Annotated in this window: 17 protein-coding genes; 9 read left to right on the forward strand and 8 right to left on the reverse strand. The window is 68.5% G+C overall.

All coding sequences use genetic code 11. From position 1 onward, the window contains the following. Window positions 1–9: 9 nt before the first annotated feature. The 6 genes from JYK18_RS46025 to JYK18_RS46050 form a co-directional block, all read right to left on the reverse strand. Window positions 10–2,958, reverse strand: a complete 2,949-nt coding sequence (locus JYK18_RS46025; RefSeq protein WP_206810661.1) for an ATP-binding protein — start codon at window positions 2,956–2,958, stop codon at window positions 10–12. 131 nt (window positions 2,959–3,089) lie between these two features. Then, entirely contained in the window at window positions 3,090–3,701 is a 612-nt protein-coding gene (locus JYK18_RS46030) for a hypothetical protein (protein WP_206810662.1), read from the reverse strand. Between the two features lie 25 nt (window positions 3,702–3,726). Continuing rightward, window positions 3,727–4,824 carry a hypothetical protein gene (locus JYK18_RS46035; protein WP_206810663.1) on the reverse strand — a complete coding sequence of 366 codons (1,098 nt, stop codon included), beginning with the start codon at window positions 4,822–4,824 and terminating at the stop codon, window positions 3,727–3,729. Next, window positions 4,824–5,327, reverse strand: a complete 504-nt coding sequence (locus JYK18_RS46040) for a DUF4365 domain-containing protein (protein WP_206810664.1) — start codon at window positions 5,325–5,327, stop codon at window positions 4,824–4,826. The genes JYK18_RS46035 and JYK18_RS46040 overlap by 1 nt, the downstream gene beginning before the upstream one ends. Window positions 5,328–5,642: 315 nt before the next feature. Beyond that, on the reverse strand, window positions 5,643–6,113 hold the full coding sequence (locus tag JYK18_RS46045) for a GNAT family N-acetyltransferase (RefSeq protein ID WP_206810665.1): 471 nt from the start codon (window positions 6,111–6,113) through the stop codon (window positions 5,643–5,645). Beyond that, window positions 6,110–7,075, reverse strand: a complete 966-nt coding sequence (locus JYK18_RS46050; protein ID WP_206810666.1) for a LysR family transcriptional regulator — start codon at window positions 7,073–7,075, stop codon at window positions 6,110–6,112. Before JYK18_RS46050 ends, JYK18_RS46045 begins: the two co-directional genes overlap by 4 nt. Window positions 7,076–7,163: 88 nt before the next feature. Between JYK18_RS46050 and JYK18_RS46055 the strand changes: the two genes are divergently transcribed. Then, on the forward strand, window positions 7,164–8,108 hold the full coding sequence (locus tag JYK18_RS46055) for a M64 family metallopeptidase (protein WP_206810668.1): 945 nt from the start codon (window positions 7,164–7,166) through the stop codon (window positions 8,106–8,108). Here the strand turns inward: JYK18_RS46055 and JYK18_RS46060 are convergent. After that, window positions 8,105–8,845 (reverse strand): GntR family transcriptional regulator, encoded by a 741-nt coding sequence (locus JYK18_RS46060; RefSeq protein WP_206810670.1) that lies wholly within the window; start codon window positions 8,843–8,845, stop codon window positions 8,105–8,107. The two genes, JYK18_RS46055 and JYK18_RS46060, sit on opposite strands and share 4 nt — an antisense overlap. An 81-nt stretch (window positions 8,846–8,926) precedes the next feature. Here JYK18_RS46060 and JYK18_RS46065 point away from each other — a divergent pair, with 81 nt between their 5' ends. Genes JYK18_RS46065 through JYK18_RS46080 form a run of 4 tightly spaced genes read left to right on the forward strand, consistent with a single transcriptional unit; the run spans window position 8,927 to window position 12,498 of the window. Continuing rightward, window positions 8,927–10,198, forward strand: coding sequence for an MFS transporter (locus tag JYK18_RS46065; protein WP_206810673.1), 1,272 nt, complete (start codon window positions 8,927–8,929; stop codon window positions 10,196–10,198). Between the two features lie 38 nt (window positions 10,199–10,236). Then, window positions 10,237–11,565, forward strand: a complete 1,329-nt coding sequence (locus JYK18_RS46070) for an acyclic terpene utilization AtuA family protein (RefSeq protein WP_206810845.1) — start codon at window positions 10,237–10,239, stop codon at window positions 11,563–11,565. Next, entirely contained in the window at window positions 11,558–11,869 is a 312-nt protein-coding gene (locus JYK18_RS46075) for a DUF4387 domain-containing protein (RefSeq protein ID WP_206810674.1), read from the forward strand. Before JYK18_RS46070 ends, JYK18_RS46075 begins: the two co-directional genes overlap by 8 nt. Further along, window positions 11,866–12,498, forward strand: coding sequence for an RraA family protein (locus tag JYK18_RS46080; RefSeq protein ID WP_206810675.1), 633 nt, complete (start codon window positions 11,866–11,868; stop codon window positions 12,496–12,498). The genes JYK18_RS46075 and JYK18_RS46080 overlap by 4 nt, the downstream gene beginning before the upstream one ends. Here JYK18_RS46080 and JYK18_RS46085 read toward each other — a convergent pair. Then, window positions 12,495–13,172, reverse strand: a complete 678-nt coding sequence (locus tag JYK18_RS46085) for an IclR family transcriptional regulator (protein WP_206810676.1) — start codon at window positions 13,170–13,172, stop codon at window positions 12,495–12,497. The genes JYK18_RS46080 and JYK18_RS46085 overlap by 4 nt on opposite strands. A 103-nt stretch (window positions 13,173–13,275) precedes the next feature. On the opposite strand from JYK18_RS46085, the gene JYK18_RS46090 reads away from it, so the two are divergent. The 4 genes from JYK18_RS46090 to JYK18_RS46105 are packed head-to-tail and all read left to right on the forward strand — an operon-like array spanning window position 13,276 to window position 16,722. Next, window positions 13,276–13,671, forward strand: a complete 396-nt coding sequence (locus JYK18_RS46090) for a nuclear transport factor 2 family protein (RefSeq protein WP_206810677.1) — start codon at window positions 13,276–13,278, stop codon at window positions 13,669–13,671. 30 nt (window positions 13,672–13,701) lie between these two features. Beyond that, window positions 13,702–14,526: an SDR family NAD(P)-dependent oxidoreductase gene (locus tag JYK18_RS46095; protein WP_206810678.1), complete on the forward strand. Its 825-nt coding sequence runs from the start codon at window positions 13,702–13,704 to the stop codon at window positions 14,524–14,526. After that, on the forward strand, window positions 14,519–15,313 hold the full coding sequence (locus JYK18_RS46100; RefSeq protein ID WP_206810679.1) for an SDR family NAD(P)-dependent oxidoreductase: 795 nt from the start codon (window positions 14,519–14,521) through the stop codon (window positions 15,311–15,313). The genes JYK18_RS46095 and JYK18_RS46100 overlap by 8 nt, the downstream gene beginning before the upstream one ends. Next, window positions 15,310–16,722 carry an FAD-dependent oxidoreductase gene (locus JYK18_RS46105; protein ID WP_206810680.1) on the forward strand — a complete coding sequence of 471 codons (1,413 nt, stop codon included), beginning with the start codon at window positions 15,310–15,312 and terminating at the stop codon, window positions 16,720–16,722. Before JYK18_RS46100 ends, JYK18_RS46105 begins: the two co-directional genes overlap by 4 nt. The last annotated feature ends 11 nt before the right edge of the window (window positions 16,723–16,733 follow it).

Genomic DNA, 16,733 nt, shown 5'->3' on the forward strand with positions numbered 1-16,733 from the left:
GCTTGAGCTTCACAGGGCTGACAATTCGCGACGGGCGCGTTCGACGACTTCTTCCTCACGCAGCGGCCCGGTGTGGTGGCTGAGGCAGATCGGAACATCGATCTTGCTGAACCCGGAGCCCTCACGTGCGGCGTAGAACGTCCCGCGCTTAAGGCTGGCGAGGTCGTCGACTGTCGAGTGGCGGGATTGCGCCATCCTCTTGGCCGTCTCGAGTTGAACCTGCACGGTCAAACGGCCAAGGAACTGGTTTGCAGTGTTTCCCATGGCTTGGTGATTAATTCCCTTGGGCGCCTGAGAAGCGAGGATGATGCCGAGCCCGTATTTTCGTATTTGACGAATGAGTTCCACAGTGCTTTCGGTACTCGGGTTCGTCCGCCCGGTCGGTACGAAGTTCTGTGCCTCGTCCATGACCAACAGCCCGCCCAGCGGACGGTCGACTGCGGGGTTGGCTCTGAACCAGGAGAATAACGCGGCTTGGAGGCGGCTCACGAACTGGCCTGGCGCGTCACCCGAGAGACCGACGAAGCTGATGATCGAAACCCGTGAGGACCTTCCCGCAGAAGGCGTCAGGAGCACACCGGGATCAGCGGACGTGCCGGATTCGCCGAACAAGGGGTCCGTCTCCATCGCGGCCTCGAGCGTGTCCGCCATCTCAAGGGCCAAGCGGCTGGTCCTACTGTTGACAGTGCCGCTCGGCGGTTCACCGAGCAGCTCGACGAAGTCGCCCAGGGACCGTCCTCCGTCGCGCACGTAGTGGTTGAGCACGCGCTTGAGCACACCCATTTGCTGCGTCGCCCGCCCGCTCCTGCCACGGACGCCTGCTTGGGGAGCGATCGTGTTCACGGTGGAGGTGAGCAGGCGGGTGAAATCATCGATGTCGTCGAGCACCGGCCCGAAGTCGGGGAGGGGGTGAAAAGACAATGTACGGCCGCGGTTCAGCCCTGGCGTCCAAACCACGACTTCGGTGCTGGAGAAATACCGCTTCGCCTCCGCGTCGCTCTCTGTAGTCCACCCCTCGGGTGGGGTCGGCCACGGGTCACCGAGTCGGCCGAGATCGTCATTGGGGTCCAGGACGATCGAAGAGACTCCTCGCAGTGCACATTGCTCGATAAGCCGCTTGATCAAGACGGTTTTCCCAGAGCCGGCCGCTCCGATCACCGCCGTGTGCATCCGGAGCTCGCGAGTGGGGACGGTGAAGGGGCGTCCGCGCTTGGTCGTGCCGACGGTGATTTCGGATGTGGCCGGTGTATTGGTCTCGGCTGTACCGCCAGGGGATTCTGGACCTAGGTACTGCCTCAACTCGCCCAACACCGCGGTGAAAACCTCGGCTTGGGAGGCGGGACGTGTCCGGCGTAGCCAAGTGTCGAGACCAGGCGGGTTGCTGGCCAACATCGTTCGAAGAGCGGTGAACGTCCGAAGGTCGTCCGCGCCGATCGGCACGGACAATCCCCCTCGCGCCAAGAAGTCATTCTTGACCTCGTCGGCTTTGGGGCCGCCCGGATAGGGGGTGTTCCGCAGCAGATACAGGCGACGGCTGGGAAGGCCGGCGCTCAGTTCGGCGTCGTTCATCGCCTTCCGCATGCGAGTTTGTGAGGCAGTCGGGCTGTCGGTGGCGATCGCGCGGAAAGCCCAGGAGACGTCGTTCTCGGTTGTTTCGTCCCGGATGTAGCGTAGACGGGCATGCAGCGGCGGAATCCGGCCGGACCCTCTCTCGATCTGGAAACGGGACTCATCTTCGCCAAGTTCCTTGATCAGGGTTTCGAGACCGGCGCAGATCAGATCAGGCATGAGGCGGTCCTCGGTCAGCTTGTCGAAAGGTGCGGCGAGGTCAGCATCCTGTCGCAGCTCTTCGAACCGCTGGGTCAGCGCCTTCGCCTCACCGCTGTCTGAAGGAGCTTCAACCACCACGTCCGAATTGGCTTTCAGCGAGCGAAGCTCGACCACCGTCCTGGTAGCAAGGCAGTCCTTGATGTGCTCGGTGACGCGTACTAGCAGTCGCCGTACCGTGTAGCGATGCGGTGCTTCGGCCAGCGCGGTGGGACTGACAGGCCACGTCGGGCTTGGCGGAGGAAACCCAATCGACCGGTAACCGGGGCGGAAACGACTCTCGACGATGGCGGCGGCGGTAGCCTCGTCGGGAATCGTCCCGAGCGCGGGCAAGAGATCGAAGCGATCCAGCGCAGACTTCAGAGCCACTTCGGAGATGTTCTTCCAGGTATCCGGCTGGCACGCGACGACCATGAGCGTGCGGCGGCATTCCTCCCGTAATCCCATCAGGCCGGTTGCCAGATCGCTACTCAGACGCCTGGCGGTCCGGCTCTCGGCAGACGGGACCGATGCCATTGACGTCCTCGAAGCGCTCACCAGCGGGTCGAGTTGATCGAACGCGAACACCAGCGGCCCGACGAGGGCGAACAGTCGGGTGAGGTCCCGGAGGACGAACTGTGCTGTCGGGGCCTTCGACGGCAGGCCCCAGGCGGTACGTTGCTCGACCTCGGCGTCGTTCAAGGCAAGGTACGATGTGCCTGCCTCCGCAGCCGCCCCCGAGGACGCGATGAGCACCAACGCGCGGGCTGTGTAGGCAGCCTCGTTCCCCACCTGCCGATCCAAGCGCCTGATGCCGCCGATGAATGAGTCCAGGTGAGTGCGGGTCAACTCCCGTTCGCCGAGGATTGTGGCACGGGTCGCGTCATCGAGCCCGGCTTTCCGGGCAAGACTGTCCAACAGGAGCAGGAGTTGCTCGTGACCGCCGTCGTCCTTGCGGTACAGGCTGTCGACCAGGCTGCTGGTTGCGCTCTCCCAGAAGTCGCGGCCAGTCACGAGCTTCATGTAGAAGAAGAACCCGCCACGGGCCTGGATCTCCTGACGCGTCCACCCGAGGAGATGTGTTTTACCTGATCCGGTCTCACCTCGTATCACTGCTGTAATCGGGGCGTGATCGACGCTGATCGCGTCCATCGAGGCGGCCAACCTGCGTGACACTTCGGGGTGGAGGCTCGCTACGTGATAGGACCTCTGCGAAGCCCACACCTCGTCCGGTGTCGGTGCGGTGCTGACGTAAATTCGCTCCAGCGCCTCCAGGCTCCTGTTCACGATGCGCCAATCATCAGCACGTGACGCATTTCGCCACCGATTTCGACGGCGGCCTGCCGGTCTTCATCCTCCAGGCGAAACCGATTGAGATTGGCCATCAAATGTACATCTGGCTGCTCGATCATGCGGTCCAATTCAGCGTCGACTACATCGCGAGGGACGTGTTCTAGCCACGGACGCAGCGCGGACAGCTTGACCCAGCTGCCTGGCGTGCGCCGGACGGTCAGCTCCGCGTAGATCGCGCGTATCCAGTTCTCGAGGTCGGCTTGAAAGAACTCGTCGAACTTCAGGTCAGCGCGCACCAGGTACTGGCCTATGCTGTCCAGTACCGCGTAAAGCGCTCCAGCGGGGAACTTGGCCTCGTCCGGCCGTCCCGCCACAAGCGCGGACTCGCACCAGTTCCGCCCCTCGGCAGTGAGCTTGTGCGTGTAGGTGCTGCCGCGCTTCGTAGTACTGATCAGCTCTACGTCCCGATTCGCTCTTCTACGGACCTCGGCGGTGATCTTCAGACCGGCGAGATCGAGGAGTTCACGGTTCGTGATGGGCCGTGCGACCAGCATCAGAGCGAACAACGACACCTGGTCCCGCACGGTCAATTGGGTCTCCACGGTGTTCCTCCTGAATCAGGTCGGCTCAGATCTCGGGTTGCGGTCCGGGTACAAGTTCGACGCGCCCGGTTTCACTGGTCAGTTCGCCGGAAACGATCACGCGGCGTTGTTCGCGGTGGGCGGCGATGGCTCGGTCGTAGGTGGCTTGGTCGGCCAGCCGGACCCAAACCGTCGTCCACCGTGCCTCCTCAGTGCGTTCGGTGCGCAGGTCACCGCGTATCTTGATTCGCCATCGGTCGCCGTTTGTCGAGTCATCCTCCAGCCCGGAGATGAGGCCGGTCACGGTTGCTGATCCGGACGCGTTAAGGCGGCGCAATCGGGTGGCCGCCGAGAGGAGCAGTGATTCCGAGGAAGGTGGGAAGGTGAGCACGTCCGACGATTTCTCGCGTGGCTGTGCGCGTGCCCAGCGGAAGGTGAGCTCGAAAGGTTCGTTCCGGCCGCGCGCGGAGAAACTGCTGAGAGCGTCGCACAGGTTTGCGGAGACGCCCGTGGTGACGAGTTCGTCGAAGGCCTCGACGGAGTCGGCAAGCACGGCGGTGTGGGTAGCGCTGACTGCTTCGAGCAGGTGGACGATCACTGTCCGCCCGGCCACCTCGTCCTCGCGTTGTGAACGAGTCGCCACATCCGTGGCCAGCCGGACCTCAATTACGTAGCTACCAGGACGAGCTGGCCCCAGTTCAGCGGCACGCAACACGTCGCCCACCGCTTTTGGTGCTCGGCCGGAGAAGGCGTAGTGGGGGCCCTGCAGGGCGGCCCGTGTGGCTGCCCGGAGCAGGCTTCGAACTCCCGCCACCGCCTGTACCCCGGAGACCAGTGAGGTGTAGCCGGCATCATGGCTCGCCGGGAAGGTACGGATCAGCAGCCGGTCCAGATTTGGCCGGGAGATCTCGAGCGCGATCTCTTCGATCGGGCGGTCCTCGGCCGCGGAGAGACATCGGAGGATATCTCGTATTCTACGCTCACCATCGCCCATTCCGTCGTGAGCGGGGACCAGCACCTCGAAGTCACCAGGGCGCCGCCAGGCACTAGGTCCACGCCAGTCGCCCTGATCCCTCGCCCAGCCCGCTTCGGCCAGGTAAGTGAGAATGTCGGGTATTTTCAGGTCTATTTCCATCGTGGCCACTACCAAACCGATTGGGTTTCGGTGAGTCGGCGCAGCGCCGCAGCCGTCAGCACGTTTGCCGTCGGAACTTTGACCAGGCGTCTACGGTGGCGATCCGGATTCGGTATCGGTGTTTCGGAGCGGAGCGATACGAAATATCCCAGGTGCCGGAGCATGACGCCGTCGGTCATAGAAGCGGCGTACGACTGGTAGTCCCCCGGAACGCAGATCACGAAGAGGAACCGGGGTACGGTGAAATTCGTGCCGGCGAGCTTGTTGAACTGCCATTCGTCGAGCCCGCGGTAGTCCAGGTGACCAGCCGATCGGGACGGCTTCGACCAGGTTTTGATCTGGGCTTCGACGGTTGGGGAGTAGACCCTGCCATATCGGCCGGTTGCTCGGAACCCGAGGTCGATCCCGTCCACGTCGAGATCGTCTTTTAGGACGAGTAGGCCAGCAGCGGATGCCAGTACTCGGACATAGTCCTCACCGAACTTGCCCTGGTGTTGTCTGGCGTCGAGCATGCAAGCCCTCCCACGACCGTGGCGTGTCGTGGGATGAGCGTATGGGCAGATCCGCGCGCTTGTCTGTACGGCAACTTGTTGATGTTTGCGGTGTATTCCTCTCGCTGGAAGGTGCTGAGTGCGGAGTCTGGAGCACATTGAGCGCGGTGGCATGTGCCAAAGTAGTCAGCCACCGTGCTGGTACGGATCTGGTACTCATGCTGTCGTGGTGAGTCGCAGCGTGTCCGTGGCAGGGTTGCCGTGGAGCCGCGCCGACGCGTCCACGAATACGACGTCACTGGTGGTGCGGAACCGCACCAGGACGGTCGAACGCGCTTATCTGGTGAGGTTAGGCCGGGCCTGCAACAGGTGCGGTGACACGGCGAACCCGCTTCGCTCGTACGCCGCGACGGCGCGGCCCGAGGAGTGCACGGTCACCCGCTCGAGCCCGAGTTCCGTGGCCAGCTGGAGGAGTGCGTCGATCAGCCGGCCGCCCAGGCCGCCGTCGCGGGCTTCCGGTTCGACGTACACGCACTGCACATCGCCGCTGGTACGCGAAAACGCACGCGGAGTCGGCACGCGGGGAGTGATCGCGAGGAACCCCATGCCGACGACCCTGCCCTCGCTCGCCACGACCAGGCAGCGGTGGGTGTCCGCGTTTTCCTTTGCCCACAAGGCGAATTCGCGGACGAACTCGTCACGATCGGTGGCGGGCGGACCGTCCTGTTCGGCCACCCAGCGCCACCGCAACCCGGCGACGGCCTCGTACTCGGCGGGACGGGCGGGGCGGATCTCGATCGTCGTCACGCCCCCATCATGTCCGAGTTCGCGCGGGCCGCGAGCCACCGGTGGTAGGTCGCGCTGCGCTCGGTGTCGTGCCGGTAGGCCGCCATCGCCTCGGTGATCAGCGGCTCGGCCTGCCTGCCGAACGCACCCCGCTCCCGCCACGCCACCAGGTACCGCAGCCACAGCGGATCCCCGGTGAGCGGCCGCACCGCGATCCCCGGCCCTTCCGGAAAGGTGACCTGGCACGGCGACAGCGCCCGCCCGGCCGCGACGAGCCGCCGCAGCAGGCTGGGGTCGGCGATCCGGTGCATCACCCGCGGCCGGAACCCGGCCCGTTCGCACGCCTCCTCGAAGCACTCGGGCCAGCCGACCCCGTCCGGCGGGCCGAGCACCCATTCGTCTCCGGCGAGATCGGCCAGCCGCACCTCGTCCGCGGCGGCCGCCGGGTGGGCCGCCGGAAGGGCCACGAAGATCGGTTCGACGGCCAGTTCGCGGAGCCGGACCCCGGCCGGGGCCAGGAGTTCGTGCTCCGGGTAGTCGGCCACCACCGCCGCGTCGAGCCGGGCCGCGACCAGCAGGTCCAGCAGCCGCCGCGGGGAGAACTCGGTGCTGACCGAGACCATCCCGCCACCGGGACGCGCACCGAGGCGCCCGGCCAGTTCGACCACCATCGAGCCGCCGATGCCGCCGAGCGCGAGCGGCCGGGCCGAGCCGTCGGCCAGCCAGCCGCGGACGTGGTGGTCGAGCGCGCTCGCCGAAGCCAGCACCCCGCGGGCCAGCGGTAGCACCGATTCGCCGAACGCGGTGAGCGTGACCCCCTCACGGCTGCGCGCGAACAGCCTGCCGCCCCAGGCGCGCTCGATGCGCTGCAGCGTGGCGGTCAGCGCGGGCTGCGTGGTCCCGGTCAGCGCCGCGGCCCGGGTGATGCTGCCGGCGTCGGCGATCGCGCAGACCACGCGCAGGTGCCGCAACTCGATGTCCATCACCGCGAAGTTATGACCGGCTGTGGTTTCCGCGAACCCGCTGAAAGTAGGGATTCTGCCGGTATCCCCGCCTTCCCCAGGAGTGACCATGCGATTCGCTGGTGCGTTCGGCCTACTCGCTTCCGCCCTGCTGCTCACCGCGGTGCCCGCCCCGGCCGCCGAGCCGCCCGGCTTCACCACGGAGATGGAGGTGTTCGCCCCGGACGGGTCCATCGGCCGCGTGCCGGTGACCAGACCCGCCGCCGACCGCGCGCCGGTGGCCACCTCGGCAGCGGCCGAAGTGGTGCCGATCGAGGTCAACGGCCCCAGCGAGAACCACTTCGACCTGGTCTTCGTCGGGGACGGCTACACCCAGGGCGAACTGGGCACCTACGCCCAGCACGTCAACTCCGGGCTGGCCGCCCTGTTCACCGTGGAGCCCTTCCGCAGCCACCGCTCGCAGTTCAACATCTGGCAGGTCAACGTCGTCTCCGCGGAGTCCGGTGTGGACAACGACCCGACCCAGGGCGTGCGCCGCGACACCGCGCTGGACAGCTACTTCTGGTGCGGGGGCACCGAAAGGCTGTTGTGCGTCAACGAGACCAAGGCGATCCAGTACGCCTCGTCGGCGCGGGACACCGACCAGGTGATCATGCTGGCCAACACCACCAAGTACGGCGGGGCGGGCGGCACGGTGGCCACCGCCTCGGGCGGCAACGAGCAGTCCAGCCAGATCATCGTGCACGAGCTGGGCCATTCCGTCGGCGGCCTCGCCGACGAATACGACTACGGCACCTGCGATCCGCGTGAACCCGGCGAACCCAACGCCAGCACCTACACCGCGGGCGAGATGGCGGAACGTCAGGTCAAGTGGCACCAGTGGCTGGGGCAGCCGTCACCGGACGGCGGGGTGGTCGGCACCTACGAGGGCGCGCGGTACTGCACCTCGGGCATGTACCGGCCCAGCGAGAACTCCGTGATGCGGCAACTGGGCCGCGAGTTCAACCCGCCGGGGCTCAAGGCCATGGTGGACGGGTTCCACCGCGAACCCTAACCGTCCACAACGGACTCACCGGCGGTGCGCGGGGCGTGGAGCAGATCGCTGAGCCCGCCCCGCGCGTCCGCGATGAGGATGGCCTCGGCGTTCACCGAATCGCGGGCACGCAGCGCGCGGACGAGTGCCCGGTGGCTGGAGTAGCGGTCCAGGCTGAACGAGGGGTCGGCGGTGATCCGTTCGAGCCTGCGGGCGCGGCGTTCCGCCTGGGAGAACACCCTCGCCTGGTCCAGCAGCCGCGACAGCACCGGATTGCCCGCGCACGCTTCGAGCGCGTCGTTGAACCGCTGCATCGTGTCCATCAGCTTGGTGAGGTGGCGCTGGGGGAGTTCGCCGTCCCGCTTGCGCTGGACGATCAGGATCAGCAGGTCATCGGCCTCGTCCAGGATCGCGTCGAGCGCGTCGAGCTGGGCCGGGGTGGCGTGCCGGGCGGCGAAGCGGGCCACCATCCCGCGCAGGCCGACCTCCACCTCGGCCAGGTCCTGCAGCGCGGCGTCCCCGATCTCGGAGACGGTCACCGTGCGGGGGCCCTTGCGGACCAGCAGCCCGTCCTGCTCCAGGCGCCGGATCGCCTCGCGCACCGGCGTCGGGCTGACCGAGAGCTGTTCGGCCAGTCCGCGCTCGGTGACCTTCTCGCCCGCCCGGAGTCCGCCGGTCGCGATGGCGTCACGAATGGCCTGGTAGGCGCGGTCGGCGAGGGTGTCGCTGGGCAGCGTCGCAAGCGGCTCGTCGGTCACGCCCGCAGCTTACCTGATGCCATAGCTCGCGATTAAACAACAGTTGACAGTTTTGCTATAGCATCCCTACTGTGCTGCAGCATGGGAACGACGGCGATGACGCCGCGCGCCGGCGGGCGGCGGATCACCTTCCTGGTCGCGCTCGCGGTGTTCGCCCAGGAATCGACCTGGACCTTCTACGACGCCCAGGTGCCGCCGCTGCTGATGGCGCACCTCGGCAGCGCCGCCGTGGTCGGCCTGCTGATGGGCATGGACAACATCATCGGCGTGCTCATCCAGCCCTGGATGGGCAACCGCTCGGACCGCACGCGGACCGCGTGGGGCAGGCGGATGCCCTACCTGGTGGCGGGAATGCCGCTGGCCGCGGTCATCTTCCTGCTGATCCCGTTCAGCGCGGCCTCACTGCCGGTGCTCATCACGGTGATGTTCGCCTACGCGCTGGTGGTGAACTCGTTCAAGCCCATCGCCGAGGCGCTGGTGCCCGACTTCATCTCGCCGGAACGCCGCAGCCGCGCCAACGCGGTGGTCAAGATCGCCTCCGCGCTGACCGTGGTGCTGGCGTCCCTGCTCAGCCTGCTGATCGTGGACGAGCACCCGACCGCGGCCTTCGTCATCCCGTCGGCGCTGATGCTGGTGGCGGTGGTGGTGCTGGCGAGCACGGTGCGGGACAGCCGGTCCCGGGGTTACCAGCAGGCACTGGCCGAGGACCGCGATTCGGTCGAAGCCGAACGGCCGCGGGCGCTCGACGCCGTGCGGGACATCGTGCGCGACACCGACCGCAGCCGCCTGCTGCTGATGCTCGCGATCGCGCTGTTCGGCGGTGCGTGGGCGGCGTCGCGCTCGCTCATGACGCCGTACGGGATGGAGGCGCTCGGACTGTCCAAAGGCGACGCCGGCGGGCTGACCCTGGTCAGCGGGCTGGTCTACATCGTGGTCGCGTATCCGGTCGCCATGGTCGCCGAACGCGTCGGCCGGCTGAAGGTGATCGCGGTGGGCATGGCGGTGTTCGCGGTGGCCATGCTCGCCGCGACGGTGCTGCGGAGTCCTATCGGGACGGTCATCGCGCTCTCGGTCGGGGCCGTCGGCGCGTCGGGCTTCATCATCAACGCGGCCGTCGTGCTGTGGAACCTCGCTCCCTCGGCCCGCGTGCTCGGCACCTACGCGGGCTTCTACACCGTCAGCTGGGCCACCGGCGGCTTCCTCGGCCCGGCGCTCGTCGGCGCCATGGTCGACGTGACCGGCTGGCGGCTGATGCCACTCGACGTGGCGGTCGTGACCGTCCTAGCGATCGTCACCGTGATCCGGATCGGCCTCATCCGGCGTTCGCCCATCGAACAGGAGACAACACCTTGACCCAGCAGCAAACCGTGCGCGTGCTGTCGCCGACCGGCATGCTCGGCGCGGGCTTCACCGAGGCCACGGTCGACCGCGGGATCGCCCTCGGCGCCGACGTGATCAGCGTCGACGCCGGATCGACCGACTCCGGGCCGTACTACCTGGGCACCGCGACGGCCAAGACCACCGAGGCGGCGGTGCGCCGGGACCTGCGGATCCTGCTGCGTGCCGCGGCCGGGGCGGACATCCCGCTGATCGTCGGGTCCTGCGGCACGAGCGGTACCGACGCGGGGGTCGACTGGATCGCCGGGATCGTCCGTTCCGTGCAGGCGGAGGAGGGACTTTCACTGCCGGTGGCCAGGATCTACAGCTCGCAGAACGCCGCGGAGCTGAAGGAGGCCCTGCACGCGGGACGCGTTCACCCGTTGCCGCCGCTGGGGGAGATCGGCGCGGAGGTGTTCGAGAGCTGCACGAACATCGTCGGCATGATGGGGCACGAACCCATCGTTTCGGCGCTGGAGGCCGGGGCGCGGGTGGTGCTGTGCGGCCGGGCGACCGATACCGCGGTCGCCGCCGCGTACCCACTGCTGCGCGGTCTGCCGCCGGGACCGGTGTGGCATGCCGCGAAGATCGTCGAATGCGGTGGGCAGTGCACCACGAACCCGGCCGCCGGGGGAGTGCTGGCGACCATCGACGCGACCGGGTTCACCATCGAACCGCTCGACCCCGCGGCCGCGTGCACGCCGATTTCGGTTGCGGCGCACATGCTTTACGAGACGGTCGACCCGTACCTGATGCGGGAGCCGTCGGGCACCATCGACGTCCGCGACGCGACCTACACCGCGCTCGACGACCGGCGGGTCCGTGTCGAGGGTTCGCGGTTCCTGCTCGCCGAACAGCACACCGTGAAGCTCGAAGGGGCGCGGGTGACGGGGTACGAGACGATGTCGTTCTCGGCGATCCGCGACCCGGGAATCCTCGCGGAGATCGACTCGTGGGCGGAGTTCCTCCGCGAGATGATCGTTGCGCGGGTGTCGCAGACGCTGGGGCTGGAGGCCGGTGAGTACGCCTTCGACATCCGTTTGTACGGGCACCGCGGCGTGCTCGGTGACCTCGAACCGGAGAGCGGGCCGCCGCGCGAGGTCGGGGTCATGCTGCTGGTGAGCGCGCCGGACCAGGCGACTGCCACGGCGGTGGCGAAGGTCGCGAACCCGCTGATGCTGCACCTGCCCACGCGGGGAATGGCGTACCTGCCGAGCTTCGCGTTCGCGTCGTCCCCGGCGGAGGTCGAACGGGGCGCCGCGTACGAGTTCGTCCTCAACCACGTCGTCGACACCGCGCCGACGGCGATGTTCCGCATCGAGCACGGAGACCACCATGCCTGAGACGATCGGCGACCTCGCGCACGAGGTCCGGTCCAAGAACGCCGGGCCGTTCTGGATCACCATGGAGCTGTTCCTGCGTGACGCCGCGGGGTATGCGGTGGTCGCGGATCCCGGGTTCCTGAACGAATCGGTGGTTGCCTCGTTGTACGGAGTGGACGCTTCGACGGTCCGGTTGTTCCTGGTGCCTTCGTTGAACGTGGTGAAGATTTCGTTCCCGCGGCCGGTTCCGCAGGGTTCACTGCACGACCGGGACATGCACGCGGGGCAGCATCATGTCCCGCTGGCCCTGCTTCCGCTGCGGTGAAGGGTTTCGACACGCCGGCGCTGAGCAACGCCCTCCGCCGAGGCGGGTTCGACCAGGCGTACACCGACGGTTCCCTGGCCCGGATCACGGGCGGCGCGCTGTACGGAGCCGCCGTCACCGCCACGATGCGGGCGCGGGAGCCGGGGGAGGACGCGGTGCCGGTGGCACTTCTGCACCAGGCGGTGCTGGCGGTCGAAGGTCCGGTGGTGGTCGTGGTCCAGGACCTGGACGAGGTGCCCGGGGCGGGGGCGTTCCTTGGCGAGGTCAACGGCACACTGCTGGACGTGCTGGGCGTTTCCGGGTTCGTCACGAATGGCCGGGTACGGGACGAGCCGGAGTTGCGGGGCATGGGCTTCGCGGTGCACGCGGCGGGTTTGTGCGTCGCGCGGGCGCATATGCGGTTGACCGCGGTGGGGGTTCCGGTGCGCGTGGGCGGGCTTTCCGTGGCGCCAGGGGATTTGCTGCACGGGGATCAGCACGGCGTCCTGCGAATTCCGCGCGAGGCCGCCTCCGCACTGCCGGAGCTGGTCGAGGAGATCCGGCAGGAGGAGCAGGCGATCGTGTCGTGGGCGCGTTCCCCGGACTTCACTCCGGCGGGCTTGCTGGAGTTGAAAAGGGTCCGCCACTAGTGGAGCTGGTCCCCCAGGTGGCGGGCGGCGGTGACGACCAGCTTCCCCAGTTCTTCCGGGTCGGGGGCGTCGAAAAGTGAGAGGCCGATGCTGGTGTCCTGCCTGCCGGTCGGGACCACGGCGGAAATGCCCGTGATACCCGGCGCTATTTCCCCGCTCGACACGGCATAACCGCGCTCGCGCGCCATCGTGACGGCTGCGCGTTCACCCTCCCGCGCGGGGCCGGCGGCCAGCAGGGCCAGGCCGGCCGAACCGCGGTCGATGGGGTCCAGCTGGCCCGTGCGGAACGAGACGTGCATCCGCGCCCGCCGCGGTTCGACGATCATCAGCATCCGCACCTGGTCCGGGCCCTCCCGCACGACCAGGTGCGCCGACGCCTGCGTGGTCTCGGTCAGTTCCTCCAGCACCGGGCGCGCCAGCGTGCGCAGGTCCTGCTCGACCGGCTCGGCCAGCCGCACCAGTCCCGCGCCCAGCGTGATCCGCTTGAACCGGTCCCGGCGGCAGAGGTGGTGCGCTTCCAGTGTCCGCACCAGGCGGTGCGCCACCGTCCGGTGCACGCCGATGCCTTCGGCGATCTCGGTGAGGGTCAGCCCACCGGGCTGGGACACCAGCAGCTCCAGCACTTCGAGTCCGTTGTGGAGCGTCTTCGACGTGGCTGAACTCGATTCGGGCACAGCACTCCCTTGACGACCGGCCGGGGGCGGCTTACGGTTGCGAAATATCGCACGCTGCGTGCGAATATAGCACGCAGCAGCGCCGGGAACAACGGAGGTTCCGATGGAAGTGCCGCCTCACGAGGTGGTGGCCGTGCACCAGCTCTACGCCGCCCAGAGCCACGCCATCGACGAAGGGCGGGCGGCGGACTGGGCGGCGACCTTCACCCCGGACGGCGAGTTCCGCTCGCCGAGCTACCCCGAACCCGCGATCGGCACCCGCGAACTCGTCGCCTTCGCCGAGCGCTTCCACGCCGGGTGCGTCGAGTCGGGCGAGATGCTGCGGCATGTCGTCAGCACCATCGAGGTCCGCCCCGGCGACCACCCCGGCACCTTGCGCGTGCGCGCCTACCTGCAGATCGCCGGACCGTCACGCCTGCACCGGCTGACCGTGCTCGCCGACGAACTGGCCCGCGCGGGCGACGGTTGGCTCGTCCGGCTGCGCACCGTGCGGCGCTGAACCCCTCACCAGAACAAGGAGAACATCTCGATGACGCCAACCGGCCCCGGACGGGTCCTGCACCAGCCGGTCACCGCGCTGTACCCGGAGTTCCCCGGCAAGGTCGCGGTGATCACCGGCGCGGCCAGGGGCATGGGCGCCCGCTTCACCGCCGGGCTGCTCGCCCGCGGGGTCGACGTGCTCGGCGGTGACCTCGACGGCGAGGCGATGGAGGCCACCGCCGCCGAGCTGAACGCCGCCGCACCGGCCGAAGCACTGGAAGTCAAGCCCGGCCGCGTGGTCCCGGCGACGCTCGACGTCACCAAGGCCGAGGACCACGCCGCCCTCGCCCAGCGCGCGATCGACGAGTTCGGCCGCATCGACTTCTGGGTCAACAACGCGGGCATCTTCCCGTTCGCCGAGGTCCCCGACATCACCCCGGAGCAGATCCGCGCCACGCTCGCGGTCAACGTCGAGGGCGTGCTGTTCGGCGCCCAGGCCGCGGCGGCGCACATGCACCCCGGCAGCGCGATCGTCAACATGTCCTCGGTGTCCGCCGTGCGCGTGCGCCGGGGCCGCGGTGCCTACTGCTCGTCCAAGGCCGCCGTCGCGCACCTGACCGAATCCCTCGCGGTCGAACTCGGTGACCAGGGCATCCGCGTCAACGCCATCGCACCCGGCTACATCGACACCGAGATGACCCGCTGGATCCAGGACGACGCGCCCGCGCTGGCGAAGGCGCTCGACGCGGTCCCGCTGCACCGCATCGGCTCACCCGAAGAGGTCGTCGGCGTGCTGCTGTTCCTGCTGTCGGACAGCGCCCGCTACGTGACCGGCCACAGCCTGGCCGTGGACGGCGGATCCCGGCATGTCTGACCACCGCGAGGCGGTGTCCTATCCGGACGTCGTGCTGATCACCGGCGCGGCGGGCGGCATGGGCGCGAACCACGCCCGCGCGCTCGGCGCCCGTGGCGTGCACGTCTGCCTGGCCGACGTCACCGACACCGCGCCGGTCGCCGCCGAGATCACCGCGAACGGCGGCACCGTCTCGGAGTTCAGCCTCGACGTGACCGATCCGGCGCAGTGGGAGGCCGTCGTCGAGCGGATCCGGGCCGAACTGGGCTCGCTCGGCGGGCTGGTCAACAACGCCGGCATCTCCCGGCGGCTCGAATTCCTCGACACCACGCCGGAAATCTGGGATCAGGTGCTGGCGATCAACCTGTCCGGCCCGTTCCACGGCATGCGCGCGGCGGCACCGCTGCTGCGCGACTCCGGCGGTGGCTCGATCGTGAACATCTCCTCGATCTCGGGGCAGATCGGCTACTTCTCACCCGCCTACTCGTCGAGCAAGTGGGGCCTGACCGGACTGTCCAAATCGGCCGCGGGCAACTTCGCGAGCTGGGGTATCCGGGTCAATTCGGTGCACCCCGGACTGGTCGGGACCGCGTTGCTCGACGGTGCCGACGCGTTCGTCTCGGCCGCCGTGGCCAGCATTCCGGCCGGTCGCACGGCCACCCCGGACGAGGTCACCGACACCGTGCTCTTCCTGCTCTCGGACCGGTCCACCTATCTGACCGGCAGTGAGGTCACTGTGGACGGTGGGCTGGTCTCCAACGGGCTCTACCACCGCATCGTCGCCGAAGCCGGAGGTGATCTCGGATGACGGACACGGTCGACACCGTGGTGATCGGCGGTGGGGGTGCGGGACTGGCCGCGGCCGCGTCCGCCGCCGAACGGGGAGCTTCGGTGCTGCTCTTCGAATCGGAACGTGAACTCGGCGGGTCGACCCAGCTGTCGGCGGGCATGTTCACCGCGGCGGGCACCAGCGTGCAGGCCGGGCTGGGCGTGACCGACTCCGCCGAGAAGTTCTTCCAGCACTACCAGGACCTCAACCAGTGGCAGCTCAAACCCGGTCTGGTGCGTGCCTTCTGCGAACAGGCCGGGCCGGCGGTCGAATGGCTCATCGGGCTCGGCGTCGAGATCCCCGCGCGGGTCTCCCACGACGCGCACACGCCCGGCCTGACCAGGGCCGGGGTGGAGGACGTCTGGCGCGGGCACGTGCCGAAGGACCAGGGGTACGGCCTGGTCCAGGTGCTGGCCGGGGCGTGCCGGAAGTCCGGTGTGGACATCGTGCCGAACACCCGCGTCGAACGGCTGCTGGTCGAAGACGGCCGGGTCACCGGGGTGGTCGCGGACGGCATCGAGGTGCGGGCGGGCGCGGTGGTGGTCGCCAGCGGCGGCTTCGCGCGGAACCCGGAACTGCTGGAGCGGTACTACCCGGCCGCGACGGCCGCCGGTGGTGACCTGTTCGTGGTCGCCGCGGAAGGTTCACGCGGTGACCACTTCGGCTTCGGCGCCCAGGTCGGTTCGGCGATCGCGGGCGACGGCTGGGGGTTGCTGCTGCCCACGGTGTACTTCCAGCGGCTGCACCACTGGCAGTCCGGCTTCCCGCCGGTGTCGCGGGTCCTGGTGAACCGCCACGGCCGCCGCTTCATGGACGAAGACGCCTCCTACGCGGTCTCCAGCGGGACCATCGACGCCCAAAAAGGTCCGGTGTGGACTGTCTTCGACGAGCGCGCCCGGATCGGGTTGCCCAGTGGTTACGCGCACTGGGACGCCGCGCACGTGCACGCCGAGGCCGACGCCGGCCGCACCTTGCGCGCCGCGAGCGTCGAGGAGCTGGCCGGGAAGATGGGCGTGCCCGCCGCCGCGCTGCGGGCCACGCTCGACCGCTGGAACGCCGGATTGCCCGCCGGACAGGAGGATTCCGAGTTCCTGCGGCACCGCTCGCTGGCCGCGAAGGGCGTCACGCGGCCGCTGGAGCCGATCGGCCAGGCGCCGTTCTACGCCGCCCGGACCCTGCCCGCGGAGCTCGTCTGCACCCACGCCGGACTGGAGATCGACGCCGGTGCCGCCGTGCTCGACGAGCGGGGGGACCGGGTGCCGGGCCTCTACGCCGCGGGCGAGGCGGGCGCCGGGGTGCTCGGGAACCGGTACGTGGGCGGGGGGAACGCGGTCGCCAACGCCATCACGTTCGGCCGGATCGCGGGTCGTGCCGCGGCCGCCGGTTGATTCTTTTTTAC

Origin of the sequence: Amycolatopsis sp. 195334CR (genome assembly GCF_017309385.1) — a bacterium.
In the GTDB taxonomy this organism is placed as follows: domain Bacteria; phylum Actinomycetota; class Actinomycetes; order Mycobacteriales; family Pseudonocardiaceae; genus Amycolatopsis.

Excerpts from the sequence above, each read along its gene's own strand:
- JYK18_RS46025 (WP_206810661.1), bottom strand. The coding sequence starts at position 2,958 with ATGGACGCGATCAGCGTCGATCACGCCCCGATTACAGCAGTGATACGA.
- JYK18_RS46040 (WP_206810664.1), bottom strand. The coding sequence starts at position 5,327 with ATGCTCGACGCCAGACAACACCAGGGCAAGTTCGGTGAGGACTATGTC.
- JYK18_RS46050 (WP_206810666.1), bottom strand. The coding sequence starts at position 7,075 with ATGGACATCGAGTTGCGGCACCTGCGCGTGGTCTGCGCGATCGCCGAC.
- JYK18_RS46055 (WP_206810668.1), top strand. The coding sequence starts at position 7,164 with ATGCGATTCGCTGGTGCGTTCGGCCTACTCGCTTCCGCCCTGCTGCTC.
- JYK18_RS46065 (WP_206810673.1), top strand. The coding sequence starts at position 8,927 with ATGGGAACGACGGCGATGACGCCGCGCGCCGGCGGGCGGCGGATCACC.
- JYK18_RS46070 (WP_206810845.1), top strand. The coding sequence starts at position 10,237 with ATGCTCGGCGCGGGCTTCACCGAGGCCACGGTCGACCGCGGGATCGCC.
- JYK18_RS46075 (WP_206810674.1), top strand. The coding sequence starts at position 11,558 with ATGCCTGAGACGATCGGCGACCTCGCGCACGAGGTCCGGTCCAAGAAC.
- JYK18_RS46090 (WP_206810677.1), top strand. The coding sequence starts at position 13,276 with ATGGAAGTGCCGCCTCACGAGGTGGTGGCCGTGCACCAGCTCTACGCC.
- JYK18_RS46095 (WP_206810678.1), top strand. The coding sequence starts at position 13,702 with ATGACGCCAACCGGCCCCGGACGGGTCCTGCACCAGCCGGTCACCGCG.
- JYK18_RS46100 (WP_206810679.1), top strand. The coding sequence starts at position 14,519 with ATGTCTGACCACCGCGAGGCGGTGTCCTATCCGGACGTCGTGCTGATC.
- JYK18_RS46105 (WP_206810680.1), top strand. The coding sequence starts at position 15,310 with ATGACGGACACGGTCGACACCGTGGTGATCGGCGGTGGGGGTGCGGGA.